Origin of the sequence: uncultured Victivallis sp., from assembly GCF_944391105.1 — a bacterium.
In the GTDB taxonomy this organism is placed as follows: Bacteria; Verrucomicrobiota; Lentisphaeria; order Victivallales; family Victivallaceae; genus Victivallis.
In genome coordinates this window covers 1-26,429 of sequence record NZ_CALXSK010000022.1, presented here as the reverse complement: position 1 = coordinate 26,429, position 26,429 = coordinate 1, and the positions used below count along the sequence as shown (strand labels likewise).

The following is a 26,429-nucleotide window of genomic DNA, read 5'->3' as shown; positions in this document are numbered from 1 at the left end:
TGTTAGCAATATACCCCGTCAAACCCGATTTCGCCAAGAAAAAGCGCGTCGGAAAGGTGTTTTTATGAAAAAAACGTGTATATTATTGAAAACAGAACACAAAACAAATCCGGAACGCAACAGGAAAAGCAGAATGGAAAGCGATACAAAGCTCAAAGTCGGTGTTCTCGGCGTCGGCGCGCTCGGCAGACATCATGCACGGCTCTATGCCCAGAGCCCCAACGCGGAAGTGATTGGAATCTTCGACGTTCAGCCCGAAACTGCCGCGAGAGTGGGGGCCGAATTCAATCTGCCGGTCTTTTCCGACTGGCGCTCACTTGCGGAAAAGTGCGACGCTTTGAGTGTCGCAGTCCCCGCCAATTTCCATGCGGCCACAACCCTGCCGCTTCTGGAGATGGGCAAGCATGTGCTTGTCGAAAAACCGATCGAGGCGAGTCTCGAACTTGCCGAACAGATGGTCGCCACCGCCCGGAAGAACAATGTCGTGCTGGCGGTCGGCCATGTCGAACGGTTCAATCCGGCGATGGATTTTCTGGAGAAATATGCCGCCAACACCCGGTTTATCGAGGCGCACCGGCTCGCACAGTATCCGCCGCCGCGCCCGGGTCTGCCGCGCCGCGGAACCGAGGTCAGCGTCGTGGTTGATTTGATGATTCATGACATCGATCTCGTGCTGACCATGGTCGATTCGGAAATTGAGCGGTTCGACGTGGTCGGAATCCCTGTGCTCAGCAAGACCGAGGATATCGTCAATGCCAGAATCAAGTTCAAAAACGGCAGCTGCGCGAGTCTCACCGCCAGCCGTGTCAGCCAGGAGCCGATGCGCCGTTTCCGCGTGTTCCAGGAGGATTGCTACATCTCGATGGATTACGGCAAGCACTTCGGCATGGTGCTCAAACGCAACCGGATCGGGCTCGCCCGCAAGGATGTGAATCTCGACGAGAAGAACGCGCTCGCAGCCGAGCTGGAGGATTTCATCCTCGCCGTGAACAAGAGCCGGGTCATGGGACGCCTCTGCGACGCGAAGGTTCCCGGTGAGGCCGGGTTGCGCGCGTTGCGGATCGCTCTGGAGATCGAGGCTGAAGCCCGGCGGTACAATGAGCAGTACGGTTTCAAATTCGCCCCATGCACCCCGAACGAACTGAACTGAACGGGTCGGGAAAGGGGGTGTCCCATGTCGGCTGCTGTGCTCTCGAAGTCGAAGATCAATCTCTATTTGAAGGTGTTGAAGCGTCGGCCGGACCGGTATCACGAGCTTGAGACGCTGTTTCTTCCGCTCGACACGCCGGCCGACCGGGTCGAGATCGATTTTGAAGGAGTGCCGGGAATCCGGGTCTCCTCCACAATCCCGGGGTTGCCGGAAAATCTCGAAAATCTTGCGGGGCGTGCCGCGCTCGCCTACTCCGACATGGCGAAAATCCCCGCTCACTGGACGATCCGGATCGAGAAGGAGATTCCCGTTGCCGCCGGAATGGGCGGCGGCAGTTCGAATGCCGCCGCCGTGCTGCGCCTTCTGAACGATCAGTACGGAGCACTTCCGGAGAGTGCGCTTGCGGAACTTGCCCTCACGCTCGGCGCGGATGTGCCGTTTTTCCTGCATGGGCGTCCCGCGGTCGCGACCGGTGTCGGGGAGGTGTTCCGGTATCTGGATGGAACGCTCTTCGCTCCGCCGCTGCTCGTGGCCAATCCGCATTTTCCGGTCAGTGCGAAGTGGGCGTACACCCATCTCGCTCCGGAACATATCGGGTCGGACTGCACCGGACGGCTCGAAAAGCTGATCGACGCACTGCGGCGGAACGATCCGGCGGGCGTCGCGGCGAATCTGCACAACGATCTGGCGTTCGCGCTCTATGAAAAATTTCCGCTGCTGGCGATTCTGCGCGATTTCCTGCGCGAAAACGGCGCGCTCAATGCGGAGATTACCGGCAGCGGGCCGTCGATCTTCGCCGTCTGCGCGACGGTGGAGGAGCGCGACGAGCTGGCTCTGGCGCTCTCCGGCGCGTTCCGTTCGATCACAGTTTTCACCAATTGAAGAAGGAGAATCCGTTATGAAACGGTCTGAATTGACGGCCTATCTCGACCGGGAACTGAACCTTGCCGCCTTTTCCGGCGACGCTTCGAACAACGGACTTCAGATCGAAGGACGGGATGAGGTGAACCGCGTGCTCTTCGGTGTGGACGGCTGCCAGGCGCTCTTCCGGCGCGCGGCGGAGGAGAAGTTCGACTTCGTCTTCGTTCATCACGGGATTTCGTGGGGGGGAGAGCCGCGCCGCTGGACCGGCATGCACGCCCGGCGATTCCGCACGATGTTCGGGAACGACATCAGCCTTTACGGCGTTCACCTGCCGCTCGACGCGCATCCGGAACTCGGCAACAACGCGCAGCTTGCCGCGCTCGCGGATCTGGTTGAACTTGAACCGTTCTGCAACTATCACGGTTACGATATCGGCTTTCTCGGGCGAACCCGGAAGATCGTCACCGCCTCCGACCTCGCTTCCGAGCTGGAAACCGCGTTGAACGGTCACGCCCGGCTCATTGCCGACACCGGCCGCATGCTGCGGCGCGTCGCGGTCGTTTCGGGCGGCGGCGGCATGGACGCTCTGGAACAGGCGGCGGCCGCAGGAGCGGATCTGCTGATCACCGGCGAGCTCGAACACGTGATGTTCCATCCCGCGTACGAGCTCGGGATTCCGGTGCTCGCTCTCGGTCACTATGCGACCGAGACGGTCGGTCCGAAGGCGGTCATGGCGAGAATCCGCGAGGTGTTCGGCCTCGAATGCGAATTTGCGGATCTGCCGACCGGGCTTTGAGCCCGGCCGGATTGCATCAGCGCTCCTGCAGCAGAATCACGCAGGAGAGTCCCGTGCCGGCGCCGGGGAGTTTCACCGTTCCCCGGGCATCGGTGGAGCATTCGGACTCTTCCCAGTCGTGGTCGAGATCGATCCGCACCAGGGAGAAGCGGGTGTTTTCCGCGCCTTTGAGCTGCAGCTCGATCTCCTTCCGGTTGGATTTGAAGTTCGAGACGAGCACGGCGCGTTTCCCGTCCGGGCCGATTCCTGCGAGAATCTGCACATTGATGTCGTCCGAAGTGGAGACGACGCGTTCTTTGCAGCGGGCGGTCAGCGCGAAGGCCTTGAGCGTGTAGAAGAGTTTGAGCCGTTCTCCCCAGTTGTTCCAGGCGCCCCAGGCGTTCGAGAGCTGGCCGATGGTGTAGTGATACCCCATGGTCAGCGGCGTATCCTGCCATGCCGTGAGTATCGCCGTGGCGAATGCGGCGGCGTTGATGCCGGGCAGCCCGTCGACCGGATCGAAATAGGCGGGTTTGCTGAAGCCGCCGATCCAGTAGTGCCATTCGTTCAGATGCAGTTCGGTCTCTGTGAATCCGTACTCATCGAGAACTCCGCGGACAAGCGTCGGTTCGACGGAAAGCTCCTGCATATCAGAGGCGTAGCGATGCCAGGAAAAGAAATCAAGCGGAACCTGGTGGTCACGGCAGTATTCGAGAAAGATTCTGGCAAGTGTGTCGTTGCCGCCCGGATGAACGTAGGAGAGCACCGGGCCGCCCACCTTGACGTTCGGGAAACGGGCTTTGATTTTTCTGGCGGCAACCTCGTACAAGCGGCAGTACTCCTCCATGGAGGAGTTCCACATCTGCTTGACGACATCGGGTTCGTTCCAGATCTCCCAGTAGACGATGTTCCAGGAGAATCCGTTGTTCCAACCCTCGTTGTAGTGGCGGATGATGTTTACGCAGACCTCCGCCCACTTCTCGAAATCCTGCGGCGGGAACGCGAAATAGTTGTTTGCCGTGTGTTCGATGGAAGTGCCGAGCCGGAAGAAAATCTCCGAGCCGGCGGCACGGATTGCGCGCAGATAGTCGTCGGTCGCGATGAAGTAGTAGTTGTCCGGATTCTGTGCGTCGGCGCGGAAGTTTCCGAAGATGTGCTGCGTGTCGACGAGCCGCATGCCCGGGTTCCCGAGCGGCGCGTCATGCAGCCGGGTGATCGGCACTTCCAGTTCGGCAAAATCGGTTACGCTCTGCCCGTTGTCGATGTTTCCCCGGGTCAACTGAGGACCGAGATTACCGCCGTTCAACCGGCGGATAAGGCCGTTTTTACGGGTGAAGTCGACGGTCGGAATTTCATTTTTCATGTTCTTTTTCCTTTTGTGGAGGTTGATTCCGCTCGGGATCTATCTATATTATAGACAACATTGCGAGATTCTCCAAGAACAATGTTTGCCAAAAAATATCGATTTTGTGCCGAATCGGGGAGTGAATGAAAAAAGGAGTTTACCAGCTTGCCGCGATTCCGCGTCTGACGCGGGGAGTTCCGGCGATCCGTTCGGTCGGCTGGATGCCGGATCACATTTATTACCATACGGGCGGACGGATTGATGAGATGTTCCTCTGTTTCTGTCTCCGGGAGGAGGAGCCGGGGGAATGCCGCTCCATTGTGAATGGCCTGTTGCAGGAGGATGTGCCGCCGGCTCCCCGCGTGTCGGCGGTCTGGCCGGGATGCGTGATCACCACGCTGAAGGCGGTGCGTCATGATGAACTGTTCTTCTCCTATCCGCCGGAAACGGCGTCGTTCTGGCGGGCGTTTTTCCCGGAAGGGAAGCTCCGGTTCCGGCGGGGCGGGCGGTTCGAACAGCTTCTGGAAGAGTTTTTCGAGCGCATGAGTCATCTGCATGAGCCGGGGCAGGCGGATGCACTCGACTGCCTCGTCCTGCAGCTGCTTCTGGAAGTTCGGATTGAGGAGCGGCGGGAGAGCGAAAGCCGGGAGGAGCAGATCATCCGCGGCATCGCCTCCCGGTTGACGGGGCGCTTTCAGGAGCAGGTTTCGATTCCGGAACTGATCGAGGGCAGCGGATTGAGTGTGCGAACCTTCTATCGGCTCTGGAAGCGTTGTTTCCCGGATTCTCCGATCGTGATGCTCCAGGAAAAACGCATGGCCGCCGCCGAACATCTGCTTGCGACAAGCCCGCTGAGGATCAAGGAAATTTCGGAATTATGCGGCTTCAGCACTCCGCTCTATTTCTATCAGAGTTTCCGCCGGAAGCACGGCTGTTCTCCCGCGGAGTTCCGCCGCAAAAGCCGGTAGCGGAATGTTCAGGCGGAGAAGTTCTCCATCTGGAGCTTGCGTTTTTCTGGAGAAAGCCGGTAGTTGATCCGGATTCCGCAGGCGTAACGGGCGGCGACCCAGCTGCCTTCTCCGAGTTTCTTCATGCCGCAGGCGAGCAGATACTGATGGTTTTTCCGCATGTTCGGATAGGCGAGGTCGACGCCCTGACGGAAAAGCGACAGAATCTCCTCCTTCGCTTCGTCCGGAGTCATGCTGCGGCGCTGGCGCACTTTCTTATAGGAAATTCCGGAACTCTGGATGGCCTTCCCCCAGCTTTTAAAGTGGTGGACGGCGGCCATGTAGAGCGCCTTGTGATTGTTCTGGACAAGCAAACTCGAGAGCGGCTCGTTGGCTTCCGCCAGTTTCTTGATCTCCTCCTGGATCCGTTCCCGGCTCCAGGCTTTGTATTTGCGGATTTCGTTGTAGTCGAGTCCGCAGGAGGTGATCGCATCGCGCCAGGAGCCGAAGAGACGTTCTGCTGCGGCATAGACGCGCGGATAGTGTGTGGCGTAATAGTAGGAGTTCAAAGGCTCCTTCCCCACTCTCGCAAGGATATGTTCCTCGACGAGCATGGGTGTCCAGATTTTCTTCAGCATAAAGCGCTACTGCTCAAATTTGCGATACCGAAACAACAAAGAAACGAAAATTCCCTCTTTTAAAATAATCCTGATTGTCGTAGTTTTCAAATGGGTTCGGGAGGAATTTGCAAATTATGGGAATAATATTTTTCAAATTCCGGCTGGAGGGCCGGAAAATACCACCGGAGTCCGGAAAAATCCGGATTCCGGCGGAAATGGAGTCCGTTTCAGGATCACTGCGGCGTGAGGCGGTACTCTTTCGGCGCGCCATCCTCGATGACGAAGTGGACGCTGCCGTCTTTGAAGGTGCCGACGCCCTCGACGGAGTACGCTTTTTTCGGGTTGATCGACCAGAAAGCGCAGACCGTTTTTCCGTCCTCGGCGCGTTTGAAGCGCATCATCCGGAATCCCTCGGGGGCCGGGAGATTTTCCACAAAGACCGGACGGGAACCGAGCGCTTCGGTCATCGCCTTGAACGCCTTGTAGAACGGCTTCTGCCGCAGGTCGCGGGTCACCATTCCGAAGTTGTCTTCCCGTTCGCCGACACGGATTCCGGTGTCCCGGAACACGTAGAAGTAGAACCGCGGCACACCGCGCGAAAGCGCATGGCAGCTGAAAGTCTGCGCAAGATCCGCCTGCTGCTGAGGCGTGACGAAATCCGTGAATTTGATGAGCGTGCTGCCGATGATCGCACCTTTCCAGTCGTCGTAGGTGTAGATCGAGAGCGCGTCTCCCACCACCTTCCCGTTCGCGACGGACTGCAGGAGCGGCGTGTAGTGCATCTTTTTGTCGCTGGTGTCGCCGTTCAGGTAACGGTTCACGTGGCCGAGCGAAGCTTTGAATCCCTCCTTCTCCATCCCGGGAGCGGGTTTGACGTTCAACGTCGACTCCGGCGTTCCGGGCCGCGTCCAGAATGCGTGCCACCCCATGCGGAATGCCGGGTAGAGCTCGTCTGCGGCGGAACGCATTGCGCGGCTGCCGAACTTGTTCGTGTAACGCAGCGTATAGAACGGAATCTGACCGAACGCGAGCGCGATTCCGCCGCGCCGGATGTAGCTGCGCAACGGCTCGACGAACTCTTCATCGATGGATTCTGATTCGCAGGAAACGACCGCCGGGATTTCCGCCGGATCGAGGTTTTTGAGCTGGTTCAGCGAGACCGGGACGAACTCGGCGTCGGGCAGCCACGGGCGGCCTCCCTCAACCCGGGCGGTGGTGACGTCGGTGAGGTACGGCACTCCGATTTTGACCGGCTTCGTGAAATCGATCGGACGGCCGATCTTTTCCGACGCGATCCGCAGGGCGTCAGCGATCGCCTCCGGCTGCTGTTCGAGGAATTCATTGCGGGCGCAGGAGGAGCCGCATTCGGTGAACCAGACCGGTTTGTCGGCGCAGCCGTAGCGGCGCAGCGTTTCCCGCATTTCGTCGAGGGCGCGGTCGAAGCCCGGGTTGCGGTCTCCGCCCCACCCGTAGGGGTGGAACGAAACCAGATCGAAGTATTTGTCCCCGCCCAGTTTGCAGACATCTCTGAGAAAATTCGCATCAATGCCGCCAAGCATGACCTGGTTGGCCGGATCGGCTTTCTTCAACTCCTCGCAGGTGATTTTCAGAAGTTTGACATACTGTTCCGGATCGGGTTTCGGATGCCAGAAGCCTCCGTGCGGCTCATTCCAGAACGACCAGACCTTGATCTTCCCCTTGAAATGTTCCGCGAGTGCACGGATGAAATTGCGCCACTCTTCCGGGTGATCGTGCATCGGGACGACATCCGGGCGGCTGTTCTGGAGCTCCCAGGCGTAGCCGGAGAGGATCGGCAGAAGCGTGATGCCGTTCTCATGGAGTTTCTCATACACCTTGTCCATGTGCTCGAAATGGAACTCCCCCTTGCGCGGGCAGATCAATCCGAAGCCGATGTCCATGCGGGCGGATTTGATTCCCGCCTCTTTCATCAGCTTGAGCTGTTCGTCGGTGCGATAGTTGAACTCCGCGTCCGCTCGGTTGAAATGGGCGCACACCCCCCAGGGGGAGATGGTGTCACCCGCGCTCAGCATGAGAGAGAATAAGGAGAATAGAGTTACGAAAGAGGAAGCAAATTTCATTTCAGTTCCTTGATGTTGGATAATTTTCTGATTTCAGCATGAAACTCAGGGCGTGATGGTACCGCTCCAGGCATCACCTTTGCGGGGAAGGGTTGTAGAATCCGTAACAGAGGTTCTCAATGCCCACCAGAACGACCAGTACTGATTGCCGATCCGGGCGTTCTGAACGCGACCGTCGGAGAAGAGCACATTCACATCCGACGAAAAATTGAATGAATTGTAGTATTGCGTGTGCATATTGTAAAATCCAATCGATTTGTCCCAGCTGCGACCGTCAACCATGAGGCCGGTGATGTACCTTTCTCCGGTGCGGCGGGGAACGCCAAAGCCTTTGTCGGGATTCAACACGCCGTTGTAGGCATAGCTGCATTTTTTGTTGCCGACTGTCGACCACTGGTTGTTTTCCAGATTGGCCCATTCACTTTCGCTGTAAAGCGGAGTAACATTGTCGAGCGGACAGCGCAGCATCTTGCGGTTGTTCTGATACGGCAGGGCAAACCAGGCGAACCGTCCGACTACGCACAGCGGCTGGGTGTATTCGATCGTTCCATTGCCGTCTTCGCTGTTCTTGTACTGGGAGGCGCCCGTGTAGATGAAGAATCCGTTGTTGTCCGACGCGTAGGAGTGGTGAACCATTCCCCACTGTTTCAGCTGGTTCGTGCAGCTGATCTTCTTGGCTCTCGTGCGCGCCTGATTCAACGCCGGGAGCAGCATCGACGCAAGAATCGCGATAATTGCAATTACGACAAGAAGTTCGATTAATGTGAAGTTTGATCGTGTTCCGGGAAGCATGGAGTACGTTTTGTCACTTCTTTTCATCGTTCTTTTCCTTCTGTTAAGGTCCTTTTATGATTCAGCAGGGTTTTCCCCATCGTGTTTTTGTTGAGGGGAGGAACCCTTCACTCACTTTTACACCAGTTGCGGAACAAGGCGTTCTTTGACGGTTTTTCGTACGACCAGTTTCGGCATGATGTCCACCTGATATTCCCTGGTTTCTTCGGAATGGTTCACCAGACGGGTCGCCATGCGGATTACCGCGTCGACCATCTGGTCGCGGGGGGTGTCGATGGTGGTCAGCCGTTCAATGCCGGGTTCTTTGATGTTGCCGAAGCCGAGAATGCTGAGCTCGTCCGGAATCGAGATTCCGAGCGCCTCGAACTCCCGCAGCGCGATCAGCGCCCCGTGGTCGGAGACCGCGAAAAGCGCAGTGAAATCATACTCCCCACGCGCATAGCGCGCCGCGAATTCCCGGATCTTCTTATCCGGAGTTTCGCCGGAATGGAGGTTGCAGTCGAGCAGGGTGAGCCGGCACTCCGGAACGTCGGTTGCGGATCGGAAATTGCGAACGATTGTCTCCGGCGTCAGAAGATGCGGCTCGCAGTGGAGCACGCCGATCTTCGTGTGACCGCAGCGGCGCAGGTAACGTGCCGCCAGTGAACCGCTCGCGGCATTGTCGCCGCAGACGTAGTGGATTTGACTGACCTGCACCGCGTTGCGGCAGAGGATCACCGGCGCCGGGGAGTGGACGATGCCCATGATCTGCTCCGGCGTGAAGAGGTCGTTCGTGATCGAATCGGCCACGATCACATCCGCGGAGAGTTCATCCAGATAGTCGCATATTTCCCGGTGATAATCGAACAGAAACCGTTCAAACGTGAATCCCGACCGTTCCGCCGCCTCGGCGAACAGTTCAGCCATACAGCGCTGGTCGCTGCTGTTCCAGTTCGACTGTACGAGCAGAAGTTTCGGTTTCCGGTTCCGGCGCACGAAAAAACCCTGCCGTGGTACGGCTTCCAGAAAGCCACGCTCCTTCAACTGCGCGATCGCCGGAGCGACCGTCGCCTGGCTCACTCCATATTCCGCCATCAGCTTCCGCACGGTCGGAAACGGAGAGCCGTCCGCCATCGCCGCCACCCGGCGATAGAGCCGGCTGTACAGAAGATCGCTTTTACTTGTTTTTTCCATCACTTCGATTCCGTTTTCCTCTTTGTGTATCGAATAGAGATACAGGCTGGCGAAATAAAAAAGGTTCAATCCTGTATTTCTGATCGATACACAAATATTATACCAAACTTCTGTGCACTTGTCAAGAGCACAGATTGAAAAATGATGAAAAAAAGTGCGGCTCAGGCCGGGAACTTTGTTTCGCGCTAGGGTTCGGCCGGGGGGATCACGAGCTGCTGGCCGACCTGGAGGTTGCCGTTTCCGGTCAGGCGGTTCGCCTCCATGATCCGCGGATACTTCGAGGCGGAACCATAGAAACGGCGCGCGATGCTGCCGGGCGTATCCCCCTTCTGCACCGTGTAAAGCCGGTTTCCCGCCGTTGTTCCGGCCGCCGGCTGCCGTCCGGAGGCGGCGGCCGGTGTATTCCGGAGTTCTGCAAGACGCCGGTTCTGATTCCGGATGTAGCGCTGGAGTTGTTCGATGGTTCTGCGCAGCTGCCGGTTTTCGGCGGCGAGAGCGGCGGCCGGAAGCTCCGGCAGCGGTTCGCCCGAGAGCAGCTTCAGGAGTTTTGCCCGGGTCAGCAGACGGTAATTCTCCACCGTCGGGCGGTCGGGATCGTCTTTCGGCGCGAGGCGCAGGTATTCGTCGTAATGGTAAAGCGCCGCAGTCGGATGATTCAGCGCCTCATCGTAGAGACTCGCGAGGGCCAGATGCCCGTGCGGCGAGTCCGGCTCCTTCTCAACGTAACGCTTCAGATAGGTCTCCGCCTCAAGCGGATTTCCCTCGTCCCGCAGCTGGAGCCCCTTGAGATAGAGCGGATGTTTTTTGGGATCGTTCTGCCCGCACCCCCCTGCGGACGCGAGCAGCAGAGCGGCCAGAACCGCTCCCGTCACAGCCGGAATTCTCATGATTGCGTTGCCTCCATTTTCTGTCGCAGTACCGCCAGTCCGCAGACCGCGGCAGTTTCGAGCCGGAGTACGTATGGGCCGAGATTCAGTCCGCATACGCCAGCGGAGCGCATTGCGGTTTCCTCTTCGTCGGTGAATCCCCCTTCCGGGCCGACCAGCCAGGCGAACTGATCGGCATCATCCGCGCACGCGCAGCTCCCCGCGGAACGGATCGCGCCGAAAAAGCCCCGGATCCGTTCCGCCTTGAGCTGCCCAAGCAGCGTTGCGAGGGAAACCGGCGCGGCGATGCGGGGAAGAAACGGGTTCTTCGACTGTTTGCACCCCTCCTGCAGCAGCGTCTGCCAGCGGTCGCTGCCCTCGGGTTTGGCGACCGAACGCTCGCACTCGATGAGCCGGATCGACCAGACGCCGAGTTCGGCGGCCTGTTTGAGCAGCACGTCGAATTTCGCACGGCGCGGCACGGCGCAGCAGAGATGGAGTTTTTTCTCCGGTTCCGGCGTCCGTTCCGCCGTGAGGATTTCGATCGTGCGCCCCTCGCGAACCACGCCCGTCATGCGGCCGCCGCGCCCGTCGAGGAGTTCGACCGCGTCGCCGGGCCGCGCCCGCAGCGTTTTGAAGAGGTGATCGCGCTCGCGCGCATTGAGTTCCGCGGACGCTCCCGGTGCGAGAAGATTTTCCGTAAAAAAGGTGTGCATGGCGAAAAAGTTCCGGGCCTTTCAGTAAATGTACCGCAAATAGAGATAAATCGAACTGATCACCACCGACAGGATCATCAGCGGAAACCCGTACCGCGTGAACTGCCGGAAGTTGACCGGATATCGGTTGCGGCGTGCAATCTGGCAGACAACCACGTTTGCCGATGCGCCGATGAGTGTTCCGTTGCCCCCGAGACAGGCTCCGAGCGCGAGCGCCCAGAAGAGCGGTTCGCGGACCTGGTCCGGGCTCATGCCGGTCTTTTCCGCCAGCTCCGGGATGATCGACGTGATGAGCGGAATCATCGAGATGACCAGCGGAATGTTGTCGATCACGGCCGAGAGCAGCGCGCTGCCCCAGAGGATGACCATCATCGTCAATGCGAAATTGCCGCGGGTGAGGCCGATCATTTCGGCGCCGAGTTTCTCGAATACGCCGCCGATTTCGAGCGCCCCGACCATCATGAAGAGCCCGCAGAAAAAGAGGATCGTGTTCCACTCGACCTTTTCGAGCATCTGGGAGAGTTCGATTCTGCATACCAGCGCCATGATGAACGAACCGCAGATCGCGATGAGTCCCGGTTCGAGCCCGGTCGCCCGGCTCGTGAAAAATCCGAGCAGCACGATTGCGAACACCCAGAGCGACCGCGAGAGCCGTCCGGGATCGAGGATCGCGAGTTTCGGTTCGGTCATCCGAACCTGGGCGACGGCGCCCGGGGAGGTCCGCAGACTCTTGCGCATCTGGAAAAGCACGACCGCGAGACTCGCCGCCGCGATGAGAATCACCACCGGAGTGAGGTTCAGCAGAAAGTCGTTGAACGAAAGCCCGCAGCTCGCGCCGATGAGGATGTTCGGCGGATCTCCGATCAGCGTCGCGGTTCCTCCGATGTTCGAGAAGATCGCTTCGAGGATCAGGACCGGCGCCGTCGGCAGCCGCAGCAGCTGCGTGATGAGGATCGTCACCGGGGCCATCAGAATGACCGTCGTGACGTTGTCCATAAAGGCCGAAATGAACGCGGTTACGGCCAGAAATTCAAGCACGACCAGCACGCCGTTGCCGCGCGTCTGGCGCGCGATTTTCACGGCGAGGTATTCGAAGACCCCGGTGGTCGCCATGATGTTCACCATCACCATCATGCCGATGAGCAGCCCGAGCACGTTCAGGTCGATTTTCCCGAGCATCTCGGAAAAACCGGCGACGCCGACCGCGACCATGAGTCCCGCACCGAGGATGGAGGCGATCGTCTTGTCGATCTTTTCGGAGGCGATGAGGATATAGGCGAGAACGAAGATCGCAATCCCCAGCCACATGTGAGTGCCGGTTCCGGCGCCGTTCGCAGCTTCGATCGCTCCGGTTGTCATAGCGGATGAGAGAAACATGGCAGACTCCTCAGAGATGAATGATTCGTTTCAGAAGCAGTGTGCGGTCGATGATTCCGAGCAGCTTGTTGCGTTCGCCGACGATGTAGACGAGCGGACACTTCAGCACCGAAATCGCGAAGACGATTTCGATCAGCGTCGCGTCTTCCGGAAGGGTGTGGAACCTCTTGTTCATGACGTCGGCCACCTTCGAGGCGGCCTCCACCGAGAAATACTCCTCGAACGGATCGAAGTAACGGATGAATCCGACGCTCTTGAGCTGCGAGAAGAAATCCGGGACCCCGATCTTGAAGAGATCGTCCGCCAGAATTTCTCCGACGAGCGTTTCTCCGTCGAGAACCGGAACCGCCGACGCGCGGATGTCGGCCATCATGCGGGTCGCCTCATGCAGCGGCATCTCCGGCGGCAGCACAAGACGCGGCGGAGCCATGATGTCTGAAGCGATGACCACGGGCGGCCGCTGTTTCCGTACCTCCCGGAACAAACGCAGCATCTCGTCGGCCGAATCGCAGCTGCGCAGCCGGTCGCGCCGGGCGGGGTTGTGCATGACCGCCGCAATGTCCGCCATAAAGCGGAGCCCTTCCATCGGACGTTCCTCCGGAATCAGCAGCATGCAGCCGAACATCACCGGAATGTCGTCCGGTGTCTCGCAGTCGAGCGGATTCTCCAGAACGGCGCAGACCGCGCAGAGCGATTCCAGCTGAGGAATCCGGGCGTGCGGCAGGATCAGGCCGCAGCCGATTGTGGTAGGACTCTGATTTTCGCGTTCCCAGACCAGGTCGAGAATCGCGCTCGACGTGATTCCCCGTTTTCGCAGCGGTTCGAGTTTGGCCGCATCCGAGGCGAGTTTCCGGAACAGTTCCGCCGGGTCGGCGGCTGAAAGCCGGTTGATGATGTTCCAGGCGATGTTGTATGGGGTTTCACTCATCGTTTCAGACTCCTCGCGGAAGAACTGGGATGGATTCCGTTTTTTCCTTTACTTTACCATGAAATGCGGTTGTTTTCAAGTTCCTGTTCCGTCTTCAATCCTGATGATGGTGGGTCGCCATTACGCCGGTTTCGATCAGCTGCACAAGCATTCCGCGCGTGGTGGCGACCGGCGCTCCCGAGACGAAGTAGCTCGCGCCGCCGACGGTGGTCTCAAGCTGCGGACGACCGCTCCGTCTGAGTTTGTCCGCAATCGCGATGATTTCGGCGGCAGGAACTTTCCCGGGGAGTGCGTCCCCCTCCTTCCAGACGCCCAGCCGGTCGTCGAGAACCGTTACGACCGTATTGCGTTCGCCGACGTAATAGAATTCGTGAATCGGGTCGAGCGTGTAGCCGCGTATGACCGGTTCGAACAATCTGTCGAGCCGGAGTTCCAGCCCGGCGACGCCGAGGAATTCTCCCTTGCGGTCAAACATCGGATAACGGCAGTTCACGCGCAGTTCTCCGTTCTCGCCCGGATACGGTTCCGACCAGACGATTCGTTTGCCTTTTCCGAAATCCCCCGGTTCCCGCCAGCGCAGCTGGCAAGAGCGTTCGCGGGGATCCTCGTACGTGCCCGGATAACTGTAACAGATCTGATTCGCCCAGCGCACGAAAAGGCGCAGAATCGGCCGCTTCCCGCTGAGAAGCTCGTCCGCGACCGGACGGTTTTCATTCACGTCGTGGCTGCTCAAATTGTAGCAGAGGATTTTCCGGCAGATGTCGACGTACTGCTTCGCCCCGGGGAGTTCCAGCGGAGACGCGGCGGCATTTTCCGGGGCGATCCGCACCATGTAGTCGAGATTGACCGGGCGCGCATAGAGCTCCGAGACGGTCATGCCGGGTGGAGCTGCCGCCGGATCGCGGTAATGTTCGTTGTCGATGAAGCGGCTGTCGCGTTCCTTCGGCTCCTGCATGTCCTCGATCAGATTGTCTGCGAACAAAAGCAGTTGCGCCTGGGCGAGCAGAACGTTCTTCTCCACCGCGATCGCAAGTTCGTCGTTGTAGGACTGGAATTTCAGGCGCTGCATCAGGTTGCGTGTCCGTTCCTGTTCGCGCTCGTTCGCGTGAAAGTAGAGCAGGAACAGCCAGCCGCAGAAGAAGAGCACGATTCCCGCAGCGGCAAGGATCGTCGTCGTGCGGTGGCGGTAGAGGGTCCGGAACAGTTTGCGGACGGGATTGTCGGGCGCGGCCTTGACCTCCTCGTCGTAGATGCAGCAGCGCACGTCGGCAGCAAGTTCATGGACGTTCTCGTATCGCTGTGCCGGATCGGGATGGACCGCCTTGCGGATGATCGCTTCGAGCTGCCGGTTGATTTTCGCATTGTCCGGATAACGGCGGAACGCCGCCTGAGCCCGCACGTCGCAGCGGGTCCCGCTGTCGGCATCCTCCTCCCTTGCGGATGGACTCCCGTTCCAGCCGCGTCGGAGCGTGACCATTTCGAAAAGCAGCATGCCGAGGGAAAACACGTCGACCTGCGGCGTCACTTTCCGGTCGCGCAGAAATTCCGGCGGCAGGTAGTTCGGGGTTCCGCTGAGCCGTTCCGGGACGGTTCCGAACGGCCTCGCACATCCCCAGTCCATGACGTAGACTTCGCCGAACCGGCCGGTCAGGATGTTGGCCGGCTTGATGTCGCCGTGGACGATCTTCAGACTGTGGCAGTATTCGATCACTTCGCATACCTTCAGGAAATATTCGAGTCGGCCGATCACCGCCGCGCGCCGCTGCCGGAAGGAGAGGCGGGTCTTCTCTTCCGCGGCGCGGGCCGACTCGATGAGCGCATGGAGCGAAGCGCCGTTGATGAGTTTCATGACCGCTTCCCAGCTGCCGTCCTGCCCGCGTCCCATCGCATAGATCGGCACGATCGACGGGTGGTCGAGACTCGCGTTCAGCCGGCACTCTTCGATGAACGCCCGGATCGCATGCGGATCGTGGTTGAACGGCTCCTTGAGCGTTTTTACCGCGACGATGCGGTTGAATACGATGTCCCGCGCCTTGGCGACCCGTCCCATTCCGCCGGCGGCGAAGTTGCAGATGAATTCGAACCGGTGCGCGAAATCCGGCGCATCGATCTGATCGATCTCATCGGCGGAGGCTCCCGCTGTCACGGATTCCTTTCCGGGGGCGAGCACGAGTGTCGCGTCGGGGGCGTCGTTCTGTGCCGTCCCGACCGGTTGTGTCGCATCGTCCTGCCTCATTTCTCCTCCTATTGCGTCTTTTTATTCAGAATAGTATAATCGTTTTTGGCGGAATTACAACCGGAAATCCTGCAGATGAGGAGATAAAAATCCGTGGTGCGGCTTGCTTTTCAGGGAGAGAAACGTTATCTTAAGTCGAAACGAAAGAAAGGAATCCGGTTTCGATCATGAAGATCCCGCTGCTGCTGTTGTTCGCCATGTTTGCCGCCGCCGTTCCGGCCGCGGCCGCGGCGCAGTTTCGCTGCACGCTGCCCGGGGAAGCGGAGCGGGAGGCGCTCCGCCGCCTTGCGGACTCCTGCCCGGTGCTGTGGCTGGTGGAACCGGGGCCGCGCCCCTGGCGGTTTCTCGCTTCCGCCGAAGAGACGGTCCCGTTGATGCGCCGGAGGTTTCTCCCGGCCGGAGACGGCCAGGAATTCCTCGTGGAATATCCGGTTGCGGCGGCGCGTCTCTTTCTGTATGACGGAGAGGTTTACGGGGAGGTCGGAGAGCTGGTCTGTCTGCTTCCGGAAAGCGAGCGGCTGAAGCAGGCGCTCGGTGAGTTCCCGGATGATCCGTTCGCCGCACCCTATGTGCGTGAGGCGTTTTATCGTCTTGTAAACGCGGAGCTTGCCGATTGGGAGCTGCCGGAACACTTCAAGTCGGAATATTCCGCGCGCGTGACCGGCCCGTCGCTGCGGCGCGGCTGCACGCTGCCGGAACCGTTTACGGCGGAAGCGGTGCGGAGCGCAGTGAGATCCGGTGCGAATCTGCTGCGTTTCACGCCGGGGGAGAATCCGCTGGCGCGGCTCGATGCGGCGCAGGCCGCGGGCGTCCCGGCGCTGCTCGACTGTTCGGCGTTGCCGGCCGCTTCGCTCGCGGTGGTTGCGGAGCAGGTCGGAGAACATCCGGCTCTGGCCGGGATCGATCTCGGCGCGGCTCCGGACGCCCTGGAACGGGCGCGGATCGTGCGCGCCCGGGCGGAACATCTGCCGCTCTTCGTCGCTCCCGCGCCGTTCGGCGTGGCGGAGGATTTCCGGGAGTTCCGGCCGTTGCCGCTTGCGGATGTGAGTTACACGGTTGCGGTTCCGCGCTCTGCGGAGGAGGCGGTTGAACCGGTTCTGGAGTTTCAGCGTCGCTACGGGGCGCGGATTTTTCTGCGCGCGTTCGACGTGAAGAAGCCGAAGCGGTTCATTGACGAGGCCGAGAAGAACGGCTGGGAGTGGGTGACGCCCGCTCCTGCCGCGAAGCCTTACACGGACTGCTTCCGGCGCAACCGGAAGTGACGGCGAGGGGGACGATGATGAATGCGGAAAAACTGCGGAATTTGAAACTTCGTTCCGAACTCTTCCGGGCGATTCGGGCTTTTTTCTACGACGCCGGTTACATTGAGGTCGAGACTCCGGTGAAGATCCACGCGCCTGCGCCGGAGGAGTACATCGAATCGGTGCGCGCCGAGGGGGATTTTCTGCGGACCAGCCCCGAACTTGCGATGAAGGTACTGCTGGCCGACGGAATGGAGAAGATCTTCCAGATCGGCGTCTGCTTCCGTGCGAATGAGTTCGGCCGCAAACACCGCGAGGAGTTCACGATGCTCGAATTCTACTGCCGCGGCATGGCGTACCGTGAACAGGCGGTTTTCACCGCGGATTTTGTCCGCCGCGCGGCGGAACAGGTGCTCGGCTCCACCCGGATCGAATACGGCGGCATGCCCGTCGACCTCGGAAGTTATGAATTCGTCACGGTCGACGAAGCGTTCCGGCGCTATGCGGGATGTACGGCCGCCGAAGCCGATGCGGCGGATCGTTTCGATGAACTCATGGTTACGAAGATCGAACCGCAACTCGGGCGCGGAAAGCTCACGTTTCTCTGCGACTACCCCGCGAACCGCGCCTCGCTCGCGCAGCTGAGCGTCTCGGATCCGACGGTGGCGGAGCGCTGGGAACTCTACATCGCCGGGATCGAACTGGCGAACGCGTTCGGCGAACTCACCGATGCGGCCGAACAGAAGGCGCGGTTCCGGGCTGCGCTGAAGTTCCGCGCCGAAGCCGGCATGCACGCATACCCTGAACCCGTGGAGTTCTTCGCCGCGCTGGAGCGCGGACTGCCCGCGAGTTCCGGTTGCGCAATGGGTCTCGACCGGCTCGCGATGATCTTCTGCGACGCGGATGACATCGGCATGGTGCGGGCCTAATTGTCGCGTTTGTCGGGTTGAGACTCCCGGCGTTTGCGGTCGCGGTATTCGCCGGGGGGAATCCCGCGCCGTTTGCGGAACACGCGCGAAAAGTAGAACTGGTCGGTGAATCCCGCCGCGAATGCCGCCTCTCCGACGGTTGCCTCCGGATTTGCGCGCCAGAACTCCTCGGCCTTTTCGAGCCGGCGCTCGATGAGCAGCTCCTTGAAGCTCGTCTGGTAGTTGCGGCGCAGAAACTGCGAAATGGTCGAGACGCTGCGCCCGAGTTTGCGCGCCATTTCCGGCAGCCGGATATCCTCGGTGCAGTGGAGTTCCAGATAGCGGTCGATCTCGTGGCGGAGCCGGTCGCCCTGCAGCACGGCCAGTTCGCGCACGACGATGTAGTCGATCAGCATCTTGAAGAGTCCGAGCATGTCTTCGAGCTTTTCGGCGTTGAACTCCGGAAGATCGTGGAACGCCTTTTCAAGCCGTTCACGCTGTTCGGCGCTCGTGCAGCGGCTCAGCATGCAGCCCGGCACTTCGTCTCCGGTCCGGAATTGTCCAATCATCAGGAAGCCCGCGAGCTTGTCGTGGATGAAGACCGGTGCGATCGCTTCGCGCAACCCCGCGTGGCAGCGGTAGTCGATGATGCCCCGCTTTGCGACCGCCTCGGCCCGTTTCGCCGTATCCATGGAGAGACACTCTTTCAGCGTGCCGATCTCCTGCTGAACCATCGCGCAGTAGTCGCTGTTGCGCATGTGGCGGCCGCGGCGCAGTTCCCGTCCGTCCGCCGAAAAAAAGGTCACGCGCAGATCGAGCACCGCCGCAAAATGGTCGATCAGCGACTGCACCTCGTCGCTCAGAAACAGCTCAAACGCCGTGAACATGGTTGCCTCCTTTTTCTCTACTATATCCTTTGAATGCGGAAAAATCCATAGGAGATGTGAAAATTTCCATTTTGCAAACGGCCTCTCCGGTTTATATTGTTTGAAAACGAAATAACGGAAAGGATTTTTCGATGAATTACGATTTGCGGGACGTATGCGGAAATTTCGAGCTCCGGGGCGACTACGTGATCGGTATGCCGTTCGGAACCGGGCACATCAACGATACCAACGCCGTGACCTTCGATCAGGGCGGCACGCTCGTGCGCTACATCGTGCAGCGGATCAATACGAATGTCTTCCGGCAGCCGGAACAGCTCATGGAGAACTTCGAGCGCGTGACTTCGCACATCCGCGGGAAACTCCGGCGCGAACGCGAGACGAATCCCGCGACCCGCCGCCGGACGCTTGAACTTGTTCCTGCAAAGGACGGTCGGCCGTTCGTGCGCGACGCGGCGGGGAACTTCTTCCGCTGCTACGTCTTCGTCGAAAACGCCCGTACCTACGACATTCTCGAGACCGAAAAGCAGGCGTATGAAGCGGCTGCGGCGTTCGGCGGTTTTCAGTCCGACCTCGCGGATCTCGACGGACGGCTGAACGAAACGATTCCGGAGTTTCACAACACGGTGTCGCGCCTCGGTGCGCTTGAGAAAGCCGTGCAGGAGAACCGCGCCGGACGCCTCGCGGAAGTTTCTGCGGAGCTCGACTTCATCCGCGCCCGCGCTTCGGAGTGTTCGACCCTGCTCGATCTCCAGGCCGCCGGCGAGATCCGCGAGCGGACCACCCACAACGATACGAAACTCAACAACGTTCTCATTGACGACCTGACCGGAACCGGCTGCTGCGTGATCGACCTCGACACGGTTATGCCGGGGCTTCCGCACTACGACTTCGGCGACATGGTGCGCACCGGAACGAGCCCTGCGGCCGAGGATGAGCGCGATGTTTCGAAAGTGACAATGCGGTTCCCCATGTACGAGGCGCTGCTGCGCGGCTACCTCGCGGGAGCGGGGAGTTTCCTCTCACCGCTGGAGAAGTCGCTGCTGCCTTTCTCCGGGAAGCTCATCACGCTGGAGATCGGAATCCGGTTTCTGACGGACTATCTGGAAGGGGACGTCTACTTCCGCGTCCACCGCCCCGGTCACAACCTCGACCGCTGCCGGACACAGCTTGCGCTCGTGAAATCGATCGAGTCGCAGTACGACGCGATGCGGCGTCTTGCGGAACAGTTGTGATTTTTCTCCGGTTTTTCCGCTTGTTTCCCGGAAAACACAGGAACTTTCCCAAAGAGCCTATTTCCTTTTGCTGCGAGACGTGATACGTTACGATGGAGCACCGCACCAGAAACCGTTTTATGAAGGAGATGGGATCATGGAAAAATTCGGGCCGGTCATCCGCAATGCGGCGGAGATTCTGCACGGGGGCGACTACAATCCGGATCAATGGCTGGAGACGCCGGAGATCATCGACCGGGATTTCGAGCTGATGGAGAAATCCGGCTGCAACACCTTTTCGGTCGGAATTTTCAGCTGGACCGCGCTGGAGCCTGCGCCGGGGAAGTACCGTTTCGAATGGCTCGACCGGATCATGGATCGCATGGCCGAGCACAAATTTCACGTGATTCTCGCGACGCCGAGCGGTGCGAAACCCGCCTGGCTCGCGACTGCGCATCCCGAAGTCTGCCGCGTCGATGAAAACGGACTGCGACAGCCGTACTCCTGGCGCCACAACCACTGCTGGAGTTCGCCGGTCTATCGTGCGAAAGTGCGCGAGATCAATTCGAAGCTCGCGAAGCGGTATGCGAATCATCCGGCTCTTGCCGGCTGGCACATCTCGAACGAATACAGCGGCAGCTGTTACTGCAACCTCTGCCTCGACCGCTTCCGCAGCTGGCTGCGGGAACGGTACGGCACGCTGGAGAACCTGAACCGCGCGTGGTGGAATGCGTTCTGGAGCCACATTCACACCGACTGGGCCGAGATCACCCCCTGGGGGTGTTCGGAGTGCAATACGCTCGACTGGAAACGGTTCACGACCTTTCAGTGCTGCGACTTCATGAAGTTTGAGGTCGACGCGTTGCGCGCTTACACGCCGGATATTCCGGTGACGACGAACATGATGGGCTTTTTCGACGGGCTCGACTACTGGAGAGTGGCGGAGGTGTGCGATTTCATCTCCGACGACGTCTATCCCGGCTGGGGAATCGAGCCGGATGTCCGCAAGATCCTGTCCGAATGCGCGATGCGGCACGACATGCACCGCGCGATGAAGGACGGCAGGCCGTTTCTCATCATGGAGTCCGCTCCGAGTGCGACGAACTGGATGCCGGGACACCGGCTGAAGCGGCCGAATCAACATAAACTTGAGGAGCTCTGTGCGATCGGTCACGGCGCCGACGGGACGCTCTACTTCCAGTGGCGGAAGAGCCGCGGCAACCTTGAGAAGTTCCACGGCGCGGTCGTCGATCACGTCGGCACGGAGAATACGCGGGTGTTCCGCGATGTCGCCGAACTCGGGGCACTCTACCGCAAATGCGGCGGGATCTGCGGCAGCGCCTATCCGGTGCAGGCGGCGGTCGTCTGGGACTGGGAGTGTCTCTGGGCGCTTCAGGTCAGCCAGGGGCCCGGCAGCCAGGAGCAGAAGAAATATACGGAGACGGTTCAGACCTTCTACCGCGCGCTCTGGACGAAGAACCTTCCGATGGACGTGATCGAGTCGTTGTCGGATTTTTCGAAATACCGGCTGCTGATCTGTCCGATGATGATGATGCTCAAACCCGGCGTGGCGGAACGTCTGAAGGCATTCGTCGCGGCGGGCGGAACGCTGGTGATGAGTTATCTCTCCGGCTACGAGGACCGCGACGCGAACTGCTTCCTCGGCGGCTGGCCCGGCGACGGATTGATGGAGCTCTTCGGCATCTGGAACGAGGAGATGGGCGGGATTCCCGCGTTCGACCGCCAGTCGATCATCTGGGAGGGGCGGGAGTTCGAAGTGGTCGACTACGCCGAGCGCATTCACTTGCGCGGCGCCGAGCCTCTGGCGGCCTGCACCGTCGATCCGCTTTATGCCGGAGAACCCGCTGTGACGGTCAACCGCTTCGGAGAAGGGAAGGCGTATTACATCGCCGTGCGCACGAAGGAGGATTTTCTCGCGGAGTTTCTCGGGAAACTCGCCGCCGAGGCCGGGATCGAACCGGTCATTCCCGCGGACAATCCCGGAATCAGCGCTTCTCTGCGCCGCAACGGGGAGGAGGAGTATCTCTTCCTCTTCAACTACACCCCGGAGGAGCGTGAAGTGCGGTTGCCGGAGGGCAGTTTCACGGTGCTTGCGGACGGTTCCGTCCGGAGCGGGGTTCTCACTCTGGCGCCGTTCGGCTCGGAAATCCTGAAAAAGTGAGAGGGAAATTTGAATTTCGACCGTTTCTGCCGTATTTTATAGGCTGACAAACGAACTTCAAATTCAATCAGGAAGGTGTTGGAATATGTATCTTGGCAGAATTGTGGCGATCGGCATGACGCCGGAAGGCAAAGCCGCGGCGATGTACCGCGTATCCTCGCGCTCGTTTCCGAATCGGGAGGCGGTGTTGAACAACAATCAAATTTCGATCATGCCGCGGGCGGGATTCGAGGGCGATCTGCGCAAGAACCCGTATATCACCTACAACTGCATCCGGCTCGCGGGGGAGTGGGCGGTTGCGACGAACGGTTCGCAGACCGATCCGATCGTCGAGAAGCTCGCGATGGGGTATCCTGCCCGCGATGCGATTTCGCTTTCGCTTCTGGCGATGGATTACGAGAAGGATTCGCTCGACACGCCGCGCATCGTCGCGGTGGTCGGACGCAAGGTGCGCAAGGGATATCTCGGCATCATCCGCAAGGACGCGCTGCTTGTGCGTGAATTTGATCTTGTGCCTGGGCAGATCCGCTACCTTTCGACCTATGAGAAGAACCGTCCCTGTGACGATCAGGTGACCGACGGTTTCGACGGTGTCTGCGCGAAGTGCGCGGTGAACTACATTGTCGACGGTGGAATCTTCGCGGAGTTCACGAACCCGGTCACGAGCGCCGCGGCGGTTGAATCGGGCGACGGCTACGAACTCGCCGTCCGCGTGATCTGACCCGGACGCGAAAATTTGGCTTCGGTACGAAAATGCGTCGTTTTGCCGGCAGAGTTATTTCCCGGCTTGGGGCCGGGGCGATTGCGATTCTGTTGCTGGCCGTCGCCGGCTGCGGGGTGGTTTTCCGGGATTTGAATACGGAAAAGCGTTCCGACCTGCTGTTCCGATCCACCATCCGGGATGCGCTGACGATCGGTTATGTCTGGCAGGGGAAGGGGCTTCATCCGGGAATCCCGCGCGGCCGTGATCCGGAGTGGGAGTATTACTGTTGTTTTGCTCCGGCTGCGACTCTGGTTTTTCTCGTGGATCTTCCGCTGTGTCTGGCTTTTGACACAGTCTGGATTCCTGTTGACTTGTGGGAGAGTGCGGAACGGGCGGAACGGGTTCATTCCCGATACAGCGGAAAACCCGCGGACGATGAGAATCCCGTGCGATGACCGGAAAGTTTCTCTCCGCGCAGGTGTGACCGTTTCCCCGACCCCGGAGACAGGGGGCTTTCAGGAATCATGAAAAATTCTTAATGAGGAAGAGTGTTATTTTCTGTGATGCCCCTTCGTCTCTCAGAATGGCAACGAGAACCGGGCTGTCATTGATACGAAAGACGCGACCCGGGGATTCCGGATCGCGTCTTTTCAGATTTCTCCGCATCATTGCTGGCGTCTCGGCGGCGGAGGCGGCGTGGAACGCGGGCTTAGAATCTGTGCGATTCCGCCCATAACAGCCCGGGTGATCTGTACTCCGTCGCCCGGCTCGCGATCTTTAGGCAGCTCCGACAACCAGCACGGCGACCAGCAGCAGTGTTTGGGCAATCTTGTTTATACTTTTTCTCCTTATGCGATGAGGTTGATGACTTCACTGGATCGAGCCTGATCATATAACGTAATTCTGGATACCTTGTTATACTGAAATTAAAAATATTCTTTTTTTCTTCACTGATTGCGGAAAAGTTGAAACCCGCCCTCATCGATGCTGTTGCATCCCGGGCTGCGAATGCGTGACAGAGATTTCGACAGGGGCTTGATTTTGCGAGAAACTCATGCTACCGTACACACGAACAGTACAAGCGGCAGGAGGTTGGTATGTCGAAGATCGTTCTGGTCGGGGCCGGTGGCGTGATTTTTGCGCAGAACTTCATCCGGGATATTCTGATTGACCCGGTTTTGCGCACACACGAGGTGGTGTTGATGGACATCGATGCGGGCAGGCTGGCGAACGCCGTTGCCATGGCCGCGCTGCTTGCGAAGAAGTTCGGGGTCGAATTCCATCCCCGGGCGACGACCGATCTCTGCGAGGCGCTCGCGGGAGCCGATTATGTCATCACGATCTTCCGCTGCGGAACGCTCCGGCATCAGGAGCTTGAGTACGAGATTCCGATGAAGTACGGCGTCGATCAGGTGGTTTCCGATACGCTCGGCCCCGGAGGCATCTTCCGGGGGCTGCGTACGTTGCGGGATCTCTTCGAGGTGCTCGACCGCATGGAGGAGCTCTGTCCCGGCGCGTATCTGCTGAATTACGTCAACCCGATGTCGATGAACACAATCGCATTGTCGAAACGCGCGAAAACCGTGAAAGTGGTCGGACTCTGCCACAGCGTGCAGCACACGTCGCGGCAGATCGCGGAATGGATCGGAGTCCCTGTCGAAAAACTCCACTTCCGCGCCGCGGGCGTGAATCATCTGGCTTTCATGTTGAAACTTGAAGTTGACGGGGAGGATGTCTATCCCCGGCTCTTCGCATGCCTTGACAGGCCGGAGATCTACAGACGCGAGAAGGTTCGGTTCGAGATCATGCGCAATTTCGGATACTTCCCGACCGAGAGCAGCGGCCACAACAGCGAATATCTGCCCTATTTCCGCAAGCGGCAGGATCTGATCGACCGCTTCTGCTGCAACGATTTCCCGGAGGTGGATGAGAACGGCATCGACTGGTCGGCGATGGGGTGCGGCGTCTCCGGTGCGTCGGTCGCGATCTGCCGCGGACTTCAGATTCGCAACGAGAAAATGATCCGGGCCTGTCTCGACGGCAGCCGCGAACCTGATCTCTCCGCGAGCGTCGAGTATGGCGTCCGGATCATTGCGGCGATTGAGAAGAACGAACCGATTTGCGCGAATTTGAACGTGATGAATCACGGTCTCATTGCCACGCTGCCGCCGGAAGCCTGCGTGGAAGTTCCATGCCTGGTTGACGGCGGCGGCATCGTGCCGGGACGGATCGAAGATTTTCCGGAACAGCTTGCCGCGCTCGACCGCGGCATGATCAATGCGCAGATCCTCGGGGCGCAGGGGGCTTTGACCGGCGATCGTTGTGCGATTTTCCACGCGATCGCGGTCGATCCGAATACGCAGAGCAAACTCGGCCTCGACGAGATTCGGGCGATGACCGGCGAGCTTTTCGAGGCGCTGGCCGACGCGATCGATCCACGCTTCTCCGCGCAGGCGTGCCTGCTGCCTGCCCGAAAAACACGGAGAAGGGCGGGGCTTTCCGGTGAAAATTTTTAATGGGAAGGTGGGGGGATCTTGTTCGTTCGAAAACACTGGCGTAAATTTGCAATCGGCGGAGCATGCCTGTTTCTGCTGCTTCTGATCTGGCCTCTGTTTGCCGCCCGATTCCGGAATGATGTTCTCTCCGACTATTTTCTGGATCAATTGACATGCCTGAAGCCGGGAGGCGGAACGGCCGTCTGCAAAACCTTCTCTGAAATCGGAGTTCTGACCGGAAACGGAAATCATTGCGATTTTTTTCAGCTGGTTATTTTCAGAACCGGGTTGAGCAGGGAGGAGGTTCGCATGTTTTATGACCGATTCGGAGAATCCGTCTATTTTCTGAAAGACGACGAAACGATCATTCTGGAGGCCCTGTCGCATTATCACATCGACGGCCTCATCGCCCAGCTCAAAGAGGAGATCGCCGAACTGTCCCGGCAGAAGGGAAATTATTTTCTGCGTTACTCCTTCGTTTCGCTCGATTGCAATGCCGACTGGCGCTGCCATTGAGACAGCAGGCGCGACCCGGGATTTCCCGATCGCGCCTGTTCTGATGTTTCCGCATCATCGTCAACGTCTCGGCGGAGGTGCGGGCTGGTGATGCCGCGGCGGCGGTGCAGGATGGTGGTGCCGCGGCGGCGGGGGTGGGGCCCATCTCGGCGGCGGAGGCGGCGGTGTCGGCCGCGGGCTCAGGATCTGCGTGATCCCGTGTACTATCGCCCGGGTGATTTCCACCCCGTCGCTCGGTCCATGATCCCCCGCCTGCACACAGGTTGCTCCAACAACCAGCACGGCGACCAGCAGCAAAGTTTTTGCGATCTTGTTCATACTCTTTCTCCTATGATAAAATTCCACTTCGATGCCGGGAAAAACTCAATTTTTTACGAGTTTGAATTGAGTAAAATCCT

General features: G+C 59.4%; 24 protein-coding genes. 13 read left to right on the top strand and 11 right to left on the bottom strand.

Annotated features, from left to right (window positions below; all coding sequences use genetic code 11):
- Nucleotides 1–133 precede the first annotated feature (133 nt).
- Genes Q0K10_RS08355 through Q0K10_RS08345 form a run of 3 tightly spaced genes read left to right on the top strand, consistent with a single transcriptional unit; the run spans nt 134 to nt 2,810 of the window.
- The gene (locus Q0K10_RS08355) at nt 134–1,150 is read left to right on the top strand and encodes a Gfo/Idh/MocA family oxidoreductase (RefSeq protein WP_294505777.1); all 1,017 of its coding nucleotides are present in this window, start codon (nt 134–136) and stop codon (nt 1,148–1,150) included.
- A gap of 24 nt (nt 1,151–1,174) precedes the next feature.
- The gene (gene ispE / locus Q0K10_RS08350) at nt 1,175–2,032 is read left to right on the top strand and encodes a 4-(cytidine 5'-diphospho)-2-C-methyl-D-erythritol kinase (RefSeq protein WP_294505774.1); all 858 of its coding nucleotides are present in this window, start codon (nt 1,175–1,177) and stop codon (nt 2,030–2,032) included.
- 16 nt (nt 2,033–2,048) lie between these two features.
- On the top strand, nt 2,049–2,810 hold the full coding sequence (locus tag Q0K10_RS08345; RefSeq protein WP_294505772.1) for a Nif3-like dinuclear metal center hexameric protein: 762 nt from the start codon (nt 2,049–2,051) through the stop codon (nt 2,808–2,810).
- 16 nt (nt 2,811–2,826) lie between these two features.
- On the opposite strand, the gene Q0K10_RS08340 is transcribed toward Q0K10_RS08345, so the two are convergent.
- Nucleotides 2,827–4,152: a hypothetical protein gene (locus Q0K10_RS08340; RefSeq protein ID WP_294505769.1), complete on the bottom strand. Its 1,326-nt coding sequence runs from the start codon at nt 4,150–4,152 to the stop codon at nt 2,827–2,829.
- A 125-nt stretch (nt 4,153–4,277) separates the two neighbouring features.
- On the opposite strand from Q0K10_RS08340, the gene Q0K10_RS08335 reads away from it, so the two are divergent.
- Entirely contained in the window at nt 4,278–5,102 is an 825-nt protein-coding gene (locus tag Q0K10_RS08335; RefSeq protein WP_294505767.1) for an AraC family transcriptional regulator, read from the top strand.
- An 8-nt stretch (nt 5,103–5,110) separates the two neighbouring features.
- On the opposite strand, the gene Q0K10_RS08330 is transcribed toward Q0K10_RS08335, so the two are convergent.
- From Q0K10_RS08330 to Q0K10_RS08290, 9 genes are all read right to left on the bottom strand, one after another.
- Nucleotides 5,111–5,719 carry a hypothetical protein gene (locus Q0K10_RS08330; protein WP_294505765.1) on the bottom strand — a complete coding sequence of 203 codons (609 nt, stop codon included), beginning with the start codon at nt 5,717–5,719 and terminating at the stop codon, nt 5,111–5,113.
- A 215-nt stretch (nt 5,720–5,934) separates the two neighbouring features.
- Complete coding sequence (locus Q0K10_RS08325) at nt 5,935–7,800, bottom strand: hypothetical protein (RefSeq protein WP_294505762.1); 1,866 nt, start codon at nt 7,798–7,800, stop codon at nt 5,935–5,937.
- Between the two features lie 45 nt (nt 7,801–7,845).
- Nucleotides 7,846–8,619 carry a type II secretion system protein gene (locus Q0K10_RS08320; RefSeq protein WP_294505760.1) on the bottom strand — a complete coding sequence of 258 codons (774 nt, stop codon included), beginning with the start codon at nt 8,617–8,619 and terminating at the stop codon, nt 7,846–7,848.
- A gap of 90 nt (nt 8,620–8,709) precedes the next feature.
- Nucleotides 8,710–9,765 carry a substrate-binding domain-containing protein gene (locus Q0K10_RS08315; protein ID WP_294505756.1) on the bottom strand — a complete coding sequence of 352 codons (1,056 nt, stop codon included), beginning with the start codon at nt 9,763–9,765 and terminating at the stop codon, nt 8,710–8,712.
- A gap of 185 nt (nt 9,766–9,950) precedes the next feature.
- Nucleotides 9,951–10,652 carry a LysM domain-containing protein gene (locus Q0K10_RS08310; RefSeq protein ID WP_294505753.1) on the bottom strand — a complete coding sequence of 234 codons (702 nt, stop codon included), beginning with the start codon at nt 10,650–10,652 and terminating at the stop codon, nt 9,951–9,953.
- Nucleotides 10,649–11,347: a 16S rRNA (uracil(1498)-N(3))-methyltransferase gene (locus Q0K10_RS08305; RefSeq protein WP_294505750.1), complete on the bottom strand. Its 699-nt coding sequence runs from the start codon at nt 11,345–11,347 to the stop codon at nt 10,649–10,651. Before Q0K10_RS08305 ends, Q0K10_RS08310 begins: the two co-directional genes overlap by 4 nt.
- A 21-nt stretch (nt 11,348–11,368) precedes the next feature.
- A complete protein-coding gene (locus tag Q0K10_RS08300; RefSeq protein WP_294505747.1) occupies nt 11,369–12,724 on the bottom strand; it encodes an ArsB/NhaD family transporter in 1,356 nt (451 codons plus the stop codon).
- 10 nt (nt 12,725–12,734) lie between these two features.
- Nucleotides 12,735–13,652: a PTS sugar transporter subunit IIA gene (locus Q0K10_RS08295; protein ID WP_294505745.1), complete on the bottom strand. Its 918-nt coding sequence runs from the start codon at nt 13,650–13,652 to the stop codon at nt 12,735–12,737.
- A 94-nt stretch (nt 13,653–13,746) separates the two neighbouring features.
- Nucleotides 13,747–15,888 (bottom strand): protein kinase, encoded by a 2,142-nt coding sequence (locus Q0K10_RS08290; protein WP_294505742.1) that lies wholly within the window; start codon nt 15,886–15,888, stop codon nt 13,747–13,749.
- 167 nt (nt 15,889–16,055) lie between these two features.
- On the opposite strand from Q0K10_RS08290, the gene Q0K10_RS08285 reads away from it, so the two are divergent.
- Together Q0K10_RS08285 and Q0K10_RS08280 are read left to right on the top strand one after the other, a co-directional pair.
- Entirely contained in the window at nt 16,056–17,150 is a 1,095-nt protein-coding gene (locus Q0K10_RS08285; protein ID WP_294505739.1) for a hypothetical protein, read from the top strand.
- A gap of 14 nt (nt 17,151–17,164) precedes the next feature.
- Complete coding sequence (locus Q0K10_RS08280; protein WP_294505737.1) at nt 17,165–18,058, top strand: amino acid--tRNA ligase-related protein; 894 nt, start codon at nt 17,165–17,167, stop codon at nt 18,056–18,058.
- Here the strand turns inward: Q0K10_RS08280 and Q0K10_RS08275 are convergent.
- Complete coding sequence (locus Q0K10_RS08275; protein ID WP_294505733.1) at nt 18,055–18,924, bottom strand: PocR ligand-binding domain-containing protein; 870 nt, start codon at nt 18,922–18,924, stop codon at nt 18,055–18,057. The genes Q0K10_RS08280 and Q0K10_RS08275 overlap by 4 nt on opposite strands.
- 131 nt (nt 18,925–19,055) lie before the next feature.
- Here Q0K10_RS08275 and Q0K10_RS08270 point away from each other — a divergent pair, with 131 nt between their 5' ends.
- The 7 genes from Q0K10_RS08270 to Q0K10_RS08240 form a co-directional block, all read left to right on the top strand.
- Nucleotides 19,056–20,156, top strand: coding sequence for an aminoglycoside phosphotransferase family protein (locus Q0K10_RS08270; protein WP_294505731.1), 1,101 nt, complete (start codon nt 19,056–19,058; stop codon nt 20,154–20,156).
- 136 nt (nt 20,157–20,292) lie between these two features.
- Nucleotides 20,293–22,317 carry a beta-galactosidase gene (locus Q0K10_RS08265; protein WP_294505728.1) on the top strand — a complete coding sequence of 675 codons (2,025 nt, stop codon included), beginning with the start codon at nt 20,293–20,295 and terminating at the stop codon, nt 22,315–22,317.
- A gap of 85 nt (nt 22,318–22,402) precedes the next feature.
- On the top strand, nt 22,403–23,038 hold the full coding sequence (locus Q0K10_RS08260) for an IMP cyclohydrolase (RefSeq protein WP_294505724.1): 636 nt from the start codon (nt 22,403–22,405) through the stop codon (nt 23,036–23,038).
- Between the two features lie 32 nt (nt 23,039–23,070).
- Nucleotides 23,071–23,475 carry a YceK/YidQ family lipoprotein gene (locus Q0K10_RS08255; protein WP_294505721.1) on the top strand — a complete coding sequence of 135 codons (405 nt, stop codon included), beginning with the start codon at nt 23,071–23,073 and terminating at the stop codon, nt 23,473–23,475.
- Nucleotides 23,476–24,117: 642 nt separating this feature from the next.
- A complete protein-coding gene (locus Q0K10_RS08250; RefSeq protein ID WP_294505719.1) occupies nt 24,118–25,536 on the top strand; it encodes a hypothetical protein in 1,419 nt (472 codons plus the stop codon).
- A gap of 18 nt (nt 25,537–25,554) precedes the next feature.
- On the top strand, nt 25,555–26,031 hold the full coding sequence (locus tag Q0K10_RS08245) for a hypothetical protein (RefSeq protein ID WP_294505716.1): 477 nt from the start codon (nt 25,555–25,557) through the stop codon (nt 26,029–26,031).
- 198 nt (nt 26,032–26,229) lie between these two features.
- Nucleotides 26,230–26,429, top strand: a 200-nt coding sequence (locus Q0K10_RS08240; protein WP_294505712.1) for a hypothetical protein, incomplete at its 3' end; no start/stop codon positions are given.